Raw genomic sequence first — 15,641 nt, forward strand, 5'->3', positions numbered from 1 at the left:
CACGCCTTAAGCGTTGATTTTTTCGATAACAACTTTAGTGTAAGGTTGACGATGACCTTGTTTCTTGTGGTTGTTTTTCTTCGGTTTGTACTTGAACACAGTAATTTTCTTACCGCGACCTTGTTTTTCAACTTTAGCCGTTACTGTTGCTCCAGCAACTGAAGGGTTACCCACTTTGACAGTGTCTCCGCCGACAAACAATACGTTTTCGAAAGTAACTGTTTCACCTGCTTCAGCAGTTAGTTTTTCAACATAAACAGTTTGACCTTCTTCAACTTTTACTTGTTTACCACCAGTTTCGATAATTGCGTACATCTCTGCACCTCCTAATAAACTCAGACTCGCCGAATACAGGGGGCCAATAGGCACTTTACACCTGCTCCGCGCGGTTGTAGCACGGGTGCTACATATCCATAACATTAAAAAATATATCAAATTAGACGCTGAATGTCAATGTATTTTCACCATTAGTACGGCAAAAGAAGATCTTCCATGGAAGAGGTGGTTCTTCGATCTGAAAAATAGGCATGAAGCAATTCATTTTCATCGAGCTGGCTCATTTTCACACCATTCCGTTCGATAATAATGGGGTGCTTACAGCCCCTTTGGAATCGCGCCATCACTTCATATATTTTCTCCTCAGCACTGGCTCTCAGCGGAATGAGTTTCTCTACCTTGTGCTCTTTTTTACCGTAATAACGTTCTAGTAAAAAACGTACCCTGACATAATGGCGCTGCCGGTGCTCCATCACAAGGGAGTAGGCTAAGAAAGTGAGCAGAATCCAGCCGTTGAATTGCAGTGGAGCAAAACAGAGTAACCCTGCTGTCAAAAGACCGAAAAAAATGAGTGAGCCTTTTATTGCAAGGGCATGTGCCTGTTGGAAAGGGTAAAAAACAGATAAGAGCAAAAAGAATAATTTTCCGCCATCAAGCGGCCAAATGGGCAAAAGGTTCACTAAAAAAATCGCTATATTATAAAAGGTAAACATCGTAAAGACGTCATATGAGATAAGTGAGGCTTCCATGAGAAGCCAGGCGACGAGCTGGAGCGGGACATGCTGAAGTGGTCCGCATAAGATGACGGCCAGTTCTTCTTTTAGCGGACGGTTCCCATGCTCTTCTACTTCTACCGCCCCGCCAAATGGCAGTAAAAAAATCCGCCGAATCCGCCAGTGATAATAACCAGCAGCCGCTGCATGTCCAAGCTCATGGACACAGACGATGATGAGCAGACAAAGCAGCGGCTTAATTTGACCTGACAGAATGGCAAATGCCATCACTATCCAAAGGAGCGGGTGAACATGGACCTTTGTCAGCATGAGCAGCCATCTATTCAAAGGTCATCACCTGAATGGGATCAATAAACTGTTCATTTTGCTTAATGGCGAAGTAATATGTCCCCTTCCCTTGTTCATCAAGCGCAATTTGACCAATTTTTTCACCCTTATCGACAAAATCGTATAAGGCCACATCAGCTTCTTTTAGTTGGCCGTACCAGCTGTAGCTGTTATCTGCATGCTGCACCACGACTGTGAGCCCTGTATCACTTTTCTTTTTCACCTCTACGACATAGCCTTCTTTCATACTATCGATGGCTTCAGCAGATGTTTCGACTTTGACTCCGGCACCATTTTGCGTGAAGGATTCCTGCACTTTTCCAGAAGCAGGGACAGCCAGTTCTTGATTGGCTTTTACGTCCTTTTGTCCTTCTTTTTTATCGGTTAAAAAGGCAAGTGGGTTTCCGACAGTTTTCTCAAACCACCGGTTGGCAGCGGCAAATTGAAAATCTTGTTCAAAGGTTTGACTGATCATCGGCTTCAGCTGCTGAAATGGCCCCGCCTGCCCTTTAAATGAAATAGCGGCAATTAGTACAAGAGAGGCAGAAAGTAAACATTTAAGCACAAACGTATTGGAATGAAATAACGGATGGCGAAATTTTTTAGTTTGGTGAGACGTTGACTCGTAGGAAGCCGAGCCAGAATGCTTTTCTTCTTCTGTTAACATGACCCATGGCGGAATATCATCTTTCTTCTTGAAAGCTGCCTTCTTAGGGGCAGCAGCTGGCTGCTTCATTTTGCGGCGCTGCGCTATTTTCTTTCGATACTCGTCCACTCTTTTCATAAGATCACCCTTTACATACAAACAGTTTGTACATTTTATGTGGCGACCTCATATGATATGCAACAAAAAGACCGATTCTCATCGAATCGGTCTCATCTCACGTGAATCATTATGCTCTTACACCGAAAAATGCTTTCAGCTTTGCAAACATCCCTTTGTTTTCTTCTTCAAAGGATTGAAGAGGAACAGATTCACCTAGTACGCGGCGAGCAATATTGCGATACGCGATGGAAACTTTATTTTTAGCATCCATGACAATCGGTTCACCATTGTTTGAAGCCTTAATGACATCATCATCATCGGCTACAATGCCGAGAAGATCAATTGATAAATGATGGACAACTTCATCCACATCCATCGAATCGCCATTTTTCGCCATGTGTGTACGAATGCGGTTCACAATCAAACGAGGCGGTTCAATATCCTCTTGTTCCAGCAAGCCGATAATTCGGTCTGCATCTCTCACAGCTGAAATTTCAGGTGTTGTGACCACAATCGCTTTGTCAGCACCTGATACAGCATTTTTAAAGCCTTGCTCAATTCCAGCAGGGCAATCAATGACAACATAATCAAAGTCTTGTTTCAATGATTGAATTAATTCTTTGATCTGCTCCGGCTCTACCGCCGTTTTATCGCTTGTTTGAGCAGCAGGTAAAAGATACAAAAGATCCTCGAACCGCTTATCCTTCACAAGCGCTTGGTGAATCTTGCATCTTCCTTCTACTACATCGACTAGATCATAAATAATGCGGTTTTCAAGCCCCATCACGACATCTAAATTCCGAAGGCCGATGTCGGTATCAACTAGACACACTTTTTTTCCTTGAATTGCTAGTGCTGTGCCTAAGTTTGCAGATGTTGTTGTTTTGCCAACGCCGCCTTTTCCTGAGGTAATCACAATAGCCTCGCCCAATTTCACATTCCTCCCTCAAGCCTTGTCAGATTAGGTCTTATATGAGCCAATTGCTGCAGGCGTTCAATGATCATATTGCCATCTATATCTAAATAAGCACATTCCATTTCATTTCCATCTTCTTTTTGATCCGGTGCACGGTTAAACACTTGTGCGATGCGAAGCTGGGTTGGAATCATATGAGATGCCGCAATCACAGCTTGTTTGTTTCCATTACATCCAGCATGCGCTACACCTTTTAATGCACCGAGCACAAAAATATTCCCCCCAGCACGAATAGTTCCACCAGGGTTGACATCTCCTATTAATAAAAGATCCCCTTCGACATAAAGCACCTGTCCAGAGCGTACAATTTTTGCTACAGAAGTAATCTCAGCCTCTGCTTTTAAACGCATCGCCTCTTCAGTTGACATGACGTCACTTTCAATAGAGTGAATGACAAGATGTTCATTTTCAGACACCGCTTCAGTCAAACGCGCCTCTTGATCCTCTGTTAAATACCGAAAACCAAGTTTAATATGCACATTGACTTTATGTCCTTCTCTTCCGTCTGTATATTGCTCAAGTAAAAGAACCTCTCGCAAGCCAGAAAGAAGGTCTTCAAACGAACAGTTATCATTTAACTGTAATGTTAATCCGTTTTTTGTACCTTTTATTGTCACATACTGCTGTTTTTGAGTTTTCAAGATGCTCACCTCAACAACATACTCATTTCGCCGTAAATGGACAAACTCCTGCTTTTATTCGTCGATCAGTCCTTGTTTCACATTGATGAAAAAGAGCCTAAGCGGCACAACAAGTATGAGAGACGCAGCAGTATTTAAAAGAATCGTTGGAATAAAGCGTTCGATGACATACGTATTAAAAGGCATAATGCCTGGTTGAATCGTCGCTTGAACGCCGTACACATAAAACTCCATCACTGCAACAGCAATCATCGATAGAAAGACAACGACTAACATATTCGTCTGGAGGACTTTGAAGGCTTTTGCTAACAAATAGCAGAGCGCACCAAAACCAAACATATGAACACCAAGAATACCTGTATACGAAATATCATATAAAAGTCCAAAGATAAATCCATAAATCACACCATATTTTTGATTCACAAAAGCTGTCATAAATACAAGTGCGAGTAAGATGAAATGAGGCGCTAAAATTTGATTGTCTGAAACAAATGGGAGCTTCACTAAATCGACAAAAATACTGTCAAATACGAAAATAAACAACATGACGAAAGCAAGAAGGACACGTTTCACGAGCCTTCCTCCTTCGTTAATTGAGATGCATCTGCCGTACTTGTGCTGCGATTCACAACAATCACGCGGTCTAAATTATTGAGTTCAGCAGCTGGTTCTACATAAATAATTTTTGTCAGTCCGTAATGGTCCGGCTCGATTTCGCTTACCTTCCCAATCGTCAAGCCCTGCGGGAATACGCCCCCTGCTCCAGATGTTTCAACAAGATCGCCTTTTTTGACATCCCCATCAGCATCGGATTTTAAAATGTTCATTGTCAGCATTTTTTTCTTGCTGTCATAACCGTTAATAATTCCATTGAGTTCTTCTTTGCCCTTTTTCGCAAAAATTTTCGTTGAAATTCTATTATTTTGATCTGTAGAGCTTAGCAACCTTACAGTCGACGTAAAATTGTTGAGCTTATCACTTTCAATTTTCCCAATTAACGCACCACTCTCATTGGTGACTGCCATATCTTTTTCAACGCCTTGTTTTTTCCCTTTATCAATCATAACAAAACTATCCCAAAGGGACGGATTTCTCGCAATGACTGTTGAAAGAATGGGCGTGTAGTCACGAATAGAGTTCACATATCCGAGCTGCTTGCGAAGCTTTTTGTTCTCATCTTCTAGTTCTTGAAGTTTCGCCTCATATTGGGTTTGTCCATCAAGTTTTTTTCGAAGACGCTCGTTTTCATCATATGTGTTCTTTAAATCTTGTACGTTCCCATAAATACCGGCAATAAATTGTGATGGTTTATGAAAGACACCTTGAAAAAAGCCTGTCGTATCCCCCACTAATTTTTCCGGCCATGAAGCACCTCTGCCGCTTTTCACTGAAAAACCAATCATGGCCACCAGTACGATGACACAGACAAGGAGCAACATTAATCTTTTATTCATAAAAAACTGCGGCATGTCTTACACCTCTTTATTTACGCCCAATTATCGATTATCTTTAGATTTTCCTTTGAACAAGTGAATATGTTCTAGTGCTTTCCCTGTTCCGATCGCCACACAGTCAAGCGGATCTTCAGCAATAATGACCGGCATTTTTGTTTCATCACTAATGACTTTGTCAAGATTACGCAATAATGCACCGCCGCCTGTTAAAACGATTCCACGGTCCATAATATCTGCTGCCAGCTCAGGTGGCGTTTTTTCAAGTGTCATTTTGACCGCATCGACAATTGTTTCCACCGTATCGCGAAGCGCTTTTGCAATTTCTTCTGCCGTAATAGAGATCGTTTTTGGGAGACCTGTTAAAAGGTCACGGCCGCGAATGTCCATCTCATCATGTACGTCAGGCTGCGCAGAACCGATTTCCATTTTAATCGCTTCTGACGTGCGATCACCGATCATGAGATTATACGTTTTACGAATGTAGCTGCTGATCGCATCATCCATTTCGTCTCCTGCAACACGGATCGATTGTGATGTCACAATACCGCCAAGTGAAATAATGGCTACTTCTGTTGTGCCGCCGCCAATATCTACAACCATGCTTCCAGTTGGCTCCCATACAGGAAGGTTAGCACCGATTGCCGCAGCAAATGGCTCTTCAATAGGGTATGCGTCACGAGCACCAGCTTGTCTTGTTGCATCAATGACTGCACGCTCTTCTACTGCTGTAATACCAGATGGTACACAAACCATCACGTACGGTTTACGAGCAAAAAGCCCTTTACCTTTTAATGCTTGATTAATGTAATATTTCATCATTGTTGCTGTCGTCTCGTAGTCTGCAATGACTCCATCTTTCATTGGGCGCAGTGCCACAACATTACCAGGTGTACGGCCGATCATGTTTCTAGCGTCATTTCCAACCGCCACTATAGACTTCGTATCAGTTTCCAAAGCTACGACCGAAGGTTCTCTCACAACAATGCCTTTTCCTTTAATAAAAACAAGCGTATTCGCTGTTCCAAGATCTATTCCAAGGTCTTTTGTACCAATTCCAAACATATGTATGTATCTTCCTTTCTTAAACCAAAATTCCCTTTAGGGAAAAACTCATAAACTCTATTATATCGTAAAACATTGAAAAAAAAAGTGTTACAAATACCCTTTTTCCTTCAAACTCACAAATTTTTGATCACCGATCACTAGATGATCAAGCAGCTGTATTCCAATCAGCTTCCCACATTCAAAAAGTCGCTGTGTGACTTCAATATCTTCCCTGCTGGGCGTCGGATCTCCAGATGGATGGTTGTGCACACATATAAATGAAGCGGCCGAACGTTTAAAGGCCTCTTTAAAAATTTCGCGCGGGTGAACAATCGACGAATTTAGACTTCCGATAAACACAGTATGTTTATGAAGAACTTGATTTTTGGTATTGAGATAAAGACAAACGAAATTCTCCTGCGTCAAAAATCTCATATCTTCCATCACAAAATTCGCACCATCCTCCGGCGTGCGGATCACATAACGATTGTCCGTCGTTTGATGGTGTAATCTAGTGCCGAGTTCTAAAGCAGCTAAAAGAGAGATCGCCTTTGCTTTTCCAACTCCTCGAATCTTTGACAATTCTTCAATCGAAGCTTCCTTCACAGAACGAAGACCACCAAATGTTTGCAAAAGTCTTGCGGACACTTGAAGAACTGATTCCTTTTTTGTGCCTGTTCTCAAAAGAATCGCGACAAGTTCATGGTTTGATAAGCTGCTTGGGCCATATTTGACAAATCGTTCGCGCGGCTTTTCATCATGAGGAAAATGCTTCAGCAGCATAGGGAAATGATTCAAGATCTACACTCCTTTTTTGATTCCTTCCCGTCATCAAAAAGGGTTGATACCAAATGTTTCAAGCACTCTGACTGTTTTAGCAATAGGGAGTCCTACAACGGAAAAATAATCACCGTCTATTTTTTGTACAAATAGGGCACCTTTTCCTTGAATGCCATAGCTTCCAGCTTTATCAAGAGGCTCACCTGTTTCAATATAGCGGTCTATTTCATCTTGTGTAAGCGGCCAAAATGTCACGTCTGTCTGTTCATAAAATGTTTCTTTTCTATTCTCTGATTGAATCGTGACACCAGTCAAGACTTGATGTGTCTTACCTGACAATAACTGAAGCATTGAGGCTGCATCTTCCTTGTCTTTTGGCTTTCCAAGACATTTGCCATCAATTGCAACAATTGTATCTGCACCAATGATCACAGCTTTGGGATGTATTTTTTGAATATCATTTGCTTTTTGTTCTGCCAACCATTGGACGTTCTCAGCAGGAGAAAGGTTTCGATTTATTTCTTCTTTTAAATCACTTGCTTGAATGTCATAAGAAAACCCTGCTAAATCAAGCAATTCTTTTCTTCTAGGTGATTGAGATGCGAGTATTAACTGGTTCATGTTTGTTCATCCTTTCAGGGTTTAGCCTAAGAAGTAAGATACCCATTCATCCTATCAAATGAACATCTTACCGACAATTGACGAAAATGCCATTTTCATGTTCCTACATCATTATGTTGGAAGCAAAAGAAAAAAACTAGTCATTTTTTGACTAGTTTGGCTATTAAAAACATGATTTTACGTATTTAGTTGATCTAATAGCGCTTGCTGAGATTTCCAGCCATTTTCAGCAGATGGGTCATTTAAAAGCTGAACAGCTTTCAGTAAACTGCTTTTAGCTGGTGCGTCGGTTGTTTTGGCATTTTCAAGCTCAGAAATCAACTGAGTGACTTCTTTTTGATCCACATCTTCTCCTGCAATCACCTTAGAGGATAAGACAGATGCCTTCTCTATTAAACCTGTCAGCTCATCCGGCACTTGAAACGAAAGCTCTTTTCCTCCCCATGCTTCAAAGTGCTGATCGATCAATTTTTTCCCAACGGCACTTGTCATGCCTTGTTCTGTGGCAAGTCCGGCAATCACATAATATCCATCATCCATTGATACCTTTTTACCTGCATATCCTGCCTCTTTTAAACTGTCAACTAAGTCATCTGCTCCTTTTTCAGAAGAAAACTTTCCAGCCTGCACCACAAAGGTTGAAAAATGACCTGATGCACTTTTTTCACCTTCATTGTCCTTTGACGTATCTGCAAGATCAGCCGGTGGTGCATCTCCCCCAGCTTTCGCCGAAGGCCCGCTTCCAGATGCTGAGACGCTGATATGATCGCCTCCTGATGGATTGGCAGATCCATCTTTACTTAAACTTAGTGCAAATACACCGAGGCCTGTCCCTAGAACGACTGCAAACACAATCGTTGTCATCACTCGTTTGAAGGGACCGCGGTTTTTACTGAACTTCTGGTCAAAAGAACCTTTTTTCTTTTGATAAGGTGTGACGACCTTTGGATCCGAATGGTAAATGTGATCAGCTGCATCGTCCCATTGAAAATCTTCTTCTTTCGGTTTGGACGGTTCTTCCTCGGAAGCGGCTGTCTCCTGTTCCGACTGCCTCTTTTCCTCCCAGTTCGAAAACGTCACTTGATCCTCTTGCTGTTTTTGAGGTTGATGCTCTTCTTCATGCAGCATTTCTTCCTTGCCATTAATATTGACCTTTAACCCTTGTTTTTTTGCCTGCCTTTTTTTCACTGTTATTCCCCGCTTTCTGACATTGTTTGTAAGAAAGACCTTTCTGTCCAATGAAATAGCGCGAATGTAACCCGTCCTTCTTTCTGTTTCACACTTTAACATAGCCAATAAAAAAAAGAACAAGACTTTTGTCGGCAGGTTCAAAAAGTGTTCGCCAATTTTCTCATCCAAAAAAATGACCAATTGGGCTTAACAAATCACCACAAAAAAGATAAAGCCAGAAAGAACAAGCGATGGCAGGAACAAAAGGAAAGGGTTCATTTGCCTTGTAAGAAAACACCTTTGCGTAAACCATTCCCGTGACAGACGAAAGAAAAAGAATGATCAGAAACGGCTTAAATCCGAAGCAAAATGCAAGCACACCAAATAGTTTGACATCCGCTCCCCCCATACTATTTGGCTTGAAATGTTCTAAACTATAAAACAAAAGAAGACAAATAAGAAGGGATGCCGCTCCTTCCCACCAAATAAAAAGTGGTTCTAGCGTGCGGTATATGACGAAAAGAGGAAAAAAGACGAGAAAGAGCTCGTTGGGTACTCTCATATAAAAAAGATCGCTCACGACAGCAATCACGAATAAACTACATAGACTCACAAGAAAAAGGCCCTCAAAAGAGAAACCAGCATGTCTATAAACGAGGAAAAAAAGGCCGCCTGTCAACAGCTCAACCAGTGGATAAAGCAAAGAGAGCCGGGTTCCACAATGCTTACATGACCCTTTCAATACAATATAAGAAACAAGCGGGATCATGTCATGAAAAGAAAGCGGCTCTTTACAAGCTGCGCAGTGTGATCGAGGAAAAAGAATGGACCGCTTCATTGGAAGCCTCTCACCAACTAGATGAAAAAATGACCCCATGACCATGCCTTTGAAAAACATAAAAAAATCAATCAAATTAGGTGACTCCTTCCGGAAATAGAATAGACCGGATTGTACCATAGCGATTCACCTTTGATCACCTTGCGAAAAAGTGAATTTCCCCCTCTCCTACATATCAAAAGAAAAAAGACGCACACTGCATAGAAGCAATTTGCGTCTTTTCCTTACTGTAAAATACGACTTCGTACATCTGAGATAAAATAAAGCGAACCTGTCACCAGAATCATTGCTGAAGGGTCAGCGCTTTTTTTCTGAATGAAGTCAAGCACTGTACGAGGGTCTTCATCAAACGATTTTGCTTTTAAATGGCTGCAAGCATAAAGCTTTTCCGCTGATTCAGCTCTTGGAAAGTCAAAGGAAACAAAATGAATCGATGAACTAATCCTTTCAAGCTTTTCGATCATTTGTTTGTAAGGTTTATCTTTTAACGCACTAAAACATACATGAACCTGTTTACTGGAAAAATGAGCTTGTACAGTTTCGATTAAACGGTCCATTCCTTCTTCGTTATGAGCACCATCTAAATAAACAAGAGGCTGATCTTGGATCTTTTCAAATCTTCCAGCCCACACCGCTTGCCGAATTCCTTCATACACTTGCTCATTTAGCACATGGATATATCCTTCTTGCTCCAGCCATTCGATCAGTAGAACGGCAAGGGAGGCGTTCTGCCTTTGATGCGTTCCGATTAACCCTGTCTCTAGCTGCGAGTACTCCCTTTTTGGGGTAGTGAATGTGAAGCGTTCGCCTGTTTCAGTCGGCTGCTGGTCCTTAAAGGTACATGTATCATGTAACGAGATAAACGGCGCATTTTTTTCTTCTGCTTTGTGTTGAATCACAGTAAGAGCTTCCGCTTGATGAACGGCCGTGATCATCGGAATCTCAGCTTTAATAATGCCAGCTTTTTCTGCGGCAATCTGATCAAGTGTGTCGCCTAAAATGGCCATATGATCGTGACCAATCGACGTAATTGCTGTTAAGATGGGCGCTGCCACATTTGTAGAATCAAGTCTTCCGCCAAGTCCTGTTTCCAAGAGGACAAAGTCTACTTGGTGCACATGGGCAAAATAAGCAAACGCACATGCTGTAATGATCTCAAACTCTGTTGCTGCACCAAGCTCTGTATCATCTAATTCATCAACTAAAGGCTTGATGTCGTTCACCAAACTCAGCCACTCTTCGTCCAAAATCGGCTCCCCATTTACACTAATTCGTTCATTGAACGTTAAAATAAATGGTGAGGTGAAGGTTCCAACTGAATAGCCCGCTGACTGTAAAATGGATCGAGTAAATGCAATCGTTGATCCTTTTCCATTTGTTCCAGCCACATGCACTGCTTTTATTTTTTGTTCAGGATGGTCTAGTCTGTCCATCAGCCATTTCATTCGTTCAAGTCCCGGTTTGACACCGAAAGCGAGTCTGCTATGAATCCATTCAATGGCTTCATGATAGGTTGTAAACAATGTCATCTCTCATTTCATACGAAATTTTCAAAAAAGACGACTCCATTCCGTTAGGAGCCGTCTTTTCAACATTATGCTTTCAGCTCTTCAATACGCTTTTGAACAGCTTCACGTTTTGCGACATAATCACGTTCTTTCGCACGCTCTTCTTCTACGACACTTTCAGGCGCTTTTTTCATAAAGCCTTCATTCCCAAGTTTTTTCTGTACGCGCTCAACTTCTTTTGTCAGCTTATCAAGCTCTTTTTGCAGACGGGCAATTTCTTCGTCTAAATTGATTAAACCTTCAAGCGGAAGAATGAGCTCTGCTCCAGAAATAACTGCTGTCATCGCTTTATCACTAGCAGGAACATCCGTGCCAATTTCAAGCACACTTGGATTCGTAAAGCGTTCAATATATGAACGATTTTTCTCTAAACGTTCCTGTACATCAGATGTGGATGCTTTGATATATAGCTCGACTTGTTTGCTCATTGGTGTGTTGACTTCACTGCGAATGTTACGAACAGAACGAATCAGTTCAACAAGCAGCTTCATATCAGCAGAAGCTTGTTCGTTGGAAAGCTCAGGCTTCACTTCAGGCCATTTCGCAACCGTAATAGACTCACCTTCGTGCGGCAGATGCTGCCAAATTTCTTCTGTTAAGAACGGCATAAATGGATGAAGAAGTCTCATCGTTTGATCTAATACATACGCAAGGATCGAACGAGTCGTTTTCTTCGCTGCTTCGTCTTCTCCGTAAAGCGGAAGCTTCGCCATCTCAATATACCAATCACAGAAATCATCCCAAATGAAGTTGTATAAGTGTCTGCCCACTTCTCCGAATTCATACTTATCAGCAAGCTGTGTGACACTTTCAATCGTTTCATTTAGTCGTGTTAAAATCCATTGATCAGCGACTGATTTTTCTCCTGTCAAATCAAGCTCATCGTACGTTAAACCATCCATATTCATGAGAGCAAAACGGGATGCGTTCCAAATTTTGTTCGCAAAGTTCCAAGTGGATTCAACTTTTTCAAAGCTAAAACGCAAATCTTGACCTGGAGAGCTTCCAGTCGCTAAGAAATATCTCAGTGAATCCGCACCGTATTTGTCGATGACCTCCATTGGATCAATTCCGTTGCCAAGTGACTTACTCATTTTACGCCCTTGTTCATCGCGAATAAGACCGTGAATGAGGACGTCTTTAAATGGTTTTTCTCCTGTGAATTCAAGACCTTGGAAGATCATACGAGATACCCAGAAGAAGATGATGTCATAGCCTGTTACAAGCAGATTGGTTGGGTAGTAGCGCTTGAAGTCTTCACTTTCTGCATCTGGCCAGCCCATTGTAGAGAAAGGCCAAAGCGCTGAACTAAACCATGTATCAAGGACATCGTGATCTTGCTCCCAGTTTTCAATATCTTCTGGCGCTTCAAGTCCCACGTATACTTCCTTCGTTTCTTTATGATACCAAGCCGGGATGCGGTGCCCCCACCATAGCTGACGAGAAATACACCAATCACGAATGTTTTCCATCCAGTGTAAATAGGTCTTCTCAAATCGATCCGGAACAAATTGAACTTGCTCATCACCTTTTTGCAGATTGATGGCTTCATCTGCGAGCGGCTGCATTTTCACAAACCATTGTGTTGATAAATATGGCTCCACTACAGCGCCACTGCGCTCACTGTGACCAACTGAATGCATGTGGTCCTCAATTTTGAACAAAATGCCTTCTTCTTGAAGATCTTTCACAAGCTGTTTACGACAGTCGAAGCGGTCCATTCCATTGTATTGAAGTGCGTTTCCATTCATTGTGCCATCTTCATTCATCACAAGAATGCGCTCTAGGTTATGACGGTTTCCAAGCTCGAAGTCATTAGGGTCATGAGCCGGCGTAATTTTTACAGCTCCTGATCCAAATTCCATATCGACATAGTCATCCCCGACGATTGGAATCTCTCGGCCTGTAATTGGTAAAACAACTGTTTTCCCAATCAAATGCTGATAGCGTTCATCTTCAGGATGTACAGCGACTGCCGTATCTCCCAGCATCGTTTCAGGTCTTGTTGTCGCAATTTCAATCGAACCTGATCCATCTGCAAGCGGATATCTCAAGTGATAAAACGCACCTTGCACATCCTTGTAGATGACTTCAATATCAGAAAGGGCCGTTTTTGTTGCTGGGTCCCAGTTAATGATGTATTCTCCGCGATAGATCAATCCTTTTTCATACAATTGAACAAACACTTGGCGGACTGCTTTATTCAAGCCTTCATCTAATGTAAAACGCTCACGCGAATAGTCTAGACCTAGACCCATTTTCGCCCACTGGCTGCGAATAAAATCGGCATACTCTTCTTTCCACTTCCACGTTTCTTCTACAAAATTTTCACGTCCGAGATCATAGCGGCTCACACCTTCTTCGCGAAGCTTTGCCTCTACCTTTGCTTGTGTTGCAATACCCGCATGGTCCATTCCTGGCAGCCATAAAACATCATAGCCCTGCATCCGTTTCATACGTGTCACGATATCTTGAAGGGTAGAATCCCAAGCATGCCCTAAGTGCAATTTTCCTGTCACGTTTGGTGGAGGAATGACGACTGTATATGGATCTTTCGTTTTGTCATTTTGTGCTTCGAAGAATTTCCCTTCAAGCCAGTACGTATAGCGGTCTTTTTCAATCGCATTTGGATCGTACTTTGTTGGCATTTCTTGATTATTTGTTCCCATTTGTGTTACCTCCACATTTTTTCGGCTGATGAAACATAAAAAAAGCCTTTTCATCCTTATAAAAGGACGAAAAAGCTTTTTCGCGGTACCACCTTTTTTCACGAAACACTTAGACGTGTCCCGTACTCTCTAAAGGATAACGGGGATCTCCCGAATTTCTCTACTACATGTTTCAAGAAATTAAGCTCACAGGCGACCTTCCAAGCAAGTGCATCCTAGAAAACCTTTCAGCTATTGGTTTCCCTCTCTTTAGGGTCTTGCTCGTACTCTTCCTGATCCACGCTTACGATATATCACGTTCATCAGCTTATACTCATCTTTTATTAATATTACTAAATGCCTTTTGTTTTCGTCAATCATCTTTTCCGCTTTTCTTCTTCTTTATACAAATTGGGCAGGCACCCTTTGCGTTATTGCCCATATGATAATAACAAAATAAAGAAGGAGGGCGTTTTATTTTGAAAAAGATCAATCCTTACACACTCCCCCCATGGCTTAGACAAATTCGGGCAGTTGCCTCCCAAGTCGTTCTCCCGATTGCCATATTTCAAGGCTTTCGCACGATCATTTTTCCCACAACATTTGACGTCCTCATCTTAGGAATTCTCATATTTCTCGCCTGTGCCTTTCATCTTGATTGGTTTTAAGAGAGCTGAAAGCTGCAGGCTCACTCTTATGTATCGATTACCCCATGTTAGACATTTGACAGCAAACAACCTCGTCACTCTTCTGATGACGAGGCATTTTGTTCTTCTTCAAGGCGTCTAGCCTGCTCAATTTCGTGTATTTTCATGACGGTCGGCTCAGAATTTTTCATTTGCCAATACGCCCTTAACAGCTCCTGACAACTTTCCATCTCATCCTGTCCGCCTGCTTCATAGGCTTTCACCGTATCAAACAAACCCTGCGGATAAGCGAGGTAGCTCAAGAACAAATGAATCTCTTCCTCACGAAGTTTATTTCCCTTTTGATACGTATAAAACAAAGATGTGCATTCAGGACAAGGAGTAGGGTAGGTTTTGAATGTACGATAGTAAAAGGTCAAAAGGTCATAAATGGGGGCAGCCTTTTTGGACCGCTCAAAATTGGTGAAATGTCCTGTACCTACATCATTGTACAAAAAGTGATGGATCGACAATTGCCCATGGTTTAACACAATACGTGTCGTCTCTCGGTCTTTCATTTCCTCATGCCAATCCTCTAAACGTTCAAGTGCAAATTCACTTGCAGACATCGCTTCTGAAAAATACATAGCAGCAGCCAGCTCAAATGGCGACATAAACCATGTTTGTTCTGCCCGCTCGATAAATCGTTCATACATGTCTTTCTCTGTTTCCCATTTGCTTTTCATTTGCGTGTAGTGAGCTTCTATTTCCTGCTCAGTAATGTCCATCATGACTTCTGTTCGTTTATGAAGTCTTGCAATCTCTTGAAATAAATATTCATGTTTATCGTCCTGCTCTTCTCTCTTTTCATTCGTCAGCCATGGCATAAGGTAATACGTGTACTGGCTTTCTCGTTGATTTGAGAAAAAGGAACCGCTCTTCGTGCGATAAATCGGCACAAAGGAGCGATAGCCTTTTGATTCTAGTTCAAGCATTTGCTCTGTAAATTGCATTTGTCGATGGGGTTTTACTCGCTTTAGTGCAAATACGCCCTGCTTTGTATACACTCTAACGACAGCTGGACTGACAGGTTCGATATATTCAGCCTCAAGCCCATATTCGTATAGGACAGATTGGATTTCATCCACGTTCTCTCACCACATTTTCTCGGT

At 42.0% G+C, this 15,641-nt stretch carries 16 protein-coding genes and 2 other annotated features; of the genes, 1 reads left to right on the top strand and 15 read right to left on the bottom strand.

Going from position 1 to position 15,641, the window contains the following annotated elements; all coding sequences use genetic code 11:
• Positions 1–6: 6 nt before the first annotated feature.
• The 14 genes from rplU to NST57_RS13300 all read right to left on the bottom strand — a co-directional run bounded on the left by rplU (position 7) and on the right by NST57_RS13300 (position 13,864).
• Positions 7–315, bottom strand: a complete 309-nt coding sequence (rplU, locus tag NST57_RS13235) for a 50S ribosomal protein L21 (protein WP_041090936.1) — start codon at positions 313–315, stop codon at positions 7–9.
• A gap of 12 nt (positions 316–327) precedes the next feature.
• Positions 328–401: a sequence feature (ribosomal protein L21 leader region), on the bottom strand.
• A gap of 66 nt (positions 402–467) precedes the next feature.
• On the bottom strand, positions 468–1,337 hold the full coding sequence (locus NST57_RS13240; RefSeq protein ID WP_142155610.1) for a site-2 protease family protein: 870 nt from the start codon (positions 1,335–1,337) through the stop codon (positions 468–470).
• Entirely contained in the window at positions 1,330–2,121 is a 792-nt protein-coding gene (locus tag NST57_RS13245; RefSeq protein WP_142155611.1) for a peptidoglycan DD-metalloendopeptidase family protein, read from the bottom strand. The genes NST57_RS13240 and NST57_RS13245 overlap by 8 nt, the downstream gene beginning before the upstream one ends.
• Before the next feature lie 109 nt (positions 2,122–2,230).
• Entirely contained in the window at positions 2,231–3,034 is an 804-nt protein-coding gene (gene minD / locus NST57_RS13250; protein WP_017358134.1) for a septum site-determining protein MinD, read from the bottom strand.
• Between the two features lie 2 nt (positions 3,035–3,036).
• The gene (minC, locus tag NST57_RS13255; RefSeq protein ID WP_142155612.1) at positions 3,037–3,720 is read right to left on the bottom strand and encodes a septum site-determining protein MinC; all 684 of its coding nucleotides are present in this window, start codon (positions 3,718–3,720) and stop codon (positions 3,037–3,039) included.
• Positions 3,721–3,774: 54 nt separating this feature from the next.
• Entirely contained in the window at positions 3,775–4,293 is a 519-nt protein-coding gene (mreD, locus tag NST57_RS13260) for a rod shape-determining protein MreD (protein ID WP_008342803.1), read from the bottom strand.
• On the bottom strand, positions 4,290–5,189 hold the full coding sequence (gene mreC / locus NST57_RS13265; protein ID WP_007501536.1) for a rod shape-determining protein MreC: 900 nt from the start codon (positions 5,187–5,189) through the stop codon (positions 4,290–4,292). Before mreC ends, mreD begins: the two co-directional genes overlap by 4 nt.
• A 27-nt stretch (positions 5,190–5,216) precedes the next feature.
• Positions 5,217–6,236, bottom strand: a complete 1,020-nt coding sequence (locus tag NST57_RS13270; protein ID WP_007501538.1) for a rod shape-determining protein — start codon at positions 6,234–6,236, stop codon at positions 5,217–5,219.
• Positions 6,237–6,326: 90 nt separating this feature from the next.
• Complete coding sequence (gene radC, locus NST57_RS13275) at positions 6,327–7,001, bottom strand: RadC family protein (protein WP_026050121.1); 675 nt, start codon at positions 6,999–7,001, stop codon at positions 6,327–6,329.
• A 48-nt stretch (positions 7,002–7,049) separates the two neighbouring features.
• A complete protein-coding gene (locus tag NST57_RS13280; RefSeq protein ID WP_268439738.1) occupies positions 7,050–7,619 on the bottom strand; it encodes a Maf family protein in 570 nt (189 codons plus the stop codon).
• A gap of 177 nt (positions 7,620–7,796) precedes the next feature.
• The gene (locus NST57_RS13285) at positions 7,797–8,990 is read right to left on the bottom strand and encodes an SPOR domain-containing protein (RefSeq protein WP_341298666.1); all 1,194 of its coding nucleotides are present in this window, start codon (positions 8,988–8,990) and stop codon (positions 7,797–7,799) included.
• Positions 8,971–9,702, bottom strand: a complete 732-nt coding sequence (locus NST57_RS13290; RefSeq protein WP_341298667.1) for a prepilin peptidase — start codon at positions 9,700–9,702, stop codon at positions 8,971–8,973. Before NST57_RS13290 ends, NST57_RS13285 begins: the two co-directional genes overlap by 20 nt.
• 149 nt (positions 9,703–9,851) lie before the next feature.
• On the bottom strand, positions 9,852–11,156 hold the full coding sequence (locus tag NST57_RS13295; RefSeq protein ID WP_341298668.1) for a bifunctional folylpolyglutamate synthase/dihydrofolate synthase: 1,305 nt from the start codon (positions 11,154–11,156) through the stop codon (positions 9,852–9,854).
• A gap of 65 nt (positions 11,157–11,221) precedes the next feature.
• Positions 11,222–13,864, bottom strand: coding sequence for a valine--tRNA ligase (locus NST57_RS13300; protein ID WP_142155617.1), 2,643 nt, complete (start codon positions 13,862–13,864; stop codon positions 11,222–11,224).
• Between the two features lie 59 nt (positions 13,865–13,923).
• Positions 13,924–14,153 (bottom strand) — a binding site (T-box leader).
• A gap of 169 nt (positions 14,154–14,322) precedes the next feature.
• Between NST57_RS13300 and NST57_RS13305 the strand changes: the two genes are divergently transcribed.
• Positions 14,323–14,511 carry a hypothetical protein gene (locus NST57_RS13305; protein ID WP_003216497.1) on the top strand — a complete coding sequence of 63 codons (189 nt, stop codon included), beginning with the start codon at positions 14,323–14,325 and terminating at the stop codon, positions 14,509–14,511.
• Positions 14,512–14,585: 74 nt separating this feature from the next.
• Here NST57_RS13305 and ysxE read toward each other — a convergent pair whose 3' ends face one another.
• Complete coding sequence (gene ysxE, locus NST57_RS13310; protein ID WP_142155618.1) at positions 14,586–15,617, bottom strand: spore coat protein YsxE; 1,032 nt, start codon at positions 15,615–15,617, stop codon at positions 14,586–14,588.
• Between the last annotated feature and the right edge of the window lie 24 nt (positions 15,618–15,641).

It is taken from the genome of Bacillus sp. FSL M8-0077 (assembly GCF_038050255.1).
Taxonomy (GTDB): domain Bacteria; phylum Bacillota; class Bacilli; order Bacillales; family Bacillaceae; genus Bacillus; species Bacillus altitudinis.

Coding starts and splice junctions, on each gene's coding strand:
- NST57_RS13270 (WP_007501538.1), bottom strand. CDS start 6,236: ATGTTTGGAATTGGTACAAAAGACCTTGGAATAGATCTTGGAACAGCG.
- NST57_RS13300 (WP_142155617.1), bottom strand. CDS start 13,864: ATGGGAACAAATAATCAAGAAATGCCAACAAAGTACGATCCAAATGCG.
- rplU (WP_041090936.1), bottom strand. CDS start 315: ATGTACGCAATTATCGAAACTGGTGGTAAACAAGTAAAAGTTGAAGAA.
- NST57_RS13295 (WP_341298668.1), bottom strand. CDS start 11,156: ATGACATTGTTTACAACCTATCATGAAGCCATTGAATGGATTCATAGC.
- radC (WP_026050121.1), bottom strand. CDS start 7,001: ATGCTGCTGAAGCATTTTCCTCATGATGAAAAGCCGCGCGAACGATTT.
- NST57_RS13245 (WP_142155611.1), bottom strand. CDS start 2,121: ATGAAAAGAGTGGACGAGTATCGAAAGAAAATAGCGCAGCGCCGCAAA.
- mreC (WP_007501536.1), bottom strand. CDS start 5,189: ATGCCGCAGTTTTTTATGAATAAAAGATTAATGTTGCTCCTTGTCTGT.
- NST57_RS13280 (WP_268439738.1), bottom strand. CDS start 7,619: ATGAACCAGTTAATACTCGCATCTCAATCACCTAGAAGAAAAGAATTG.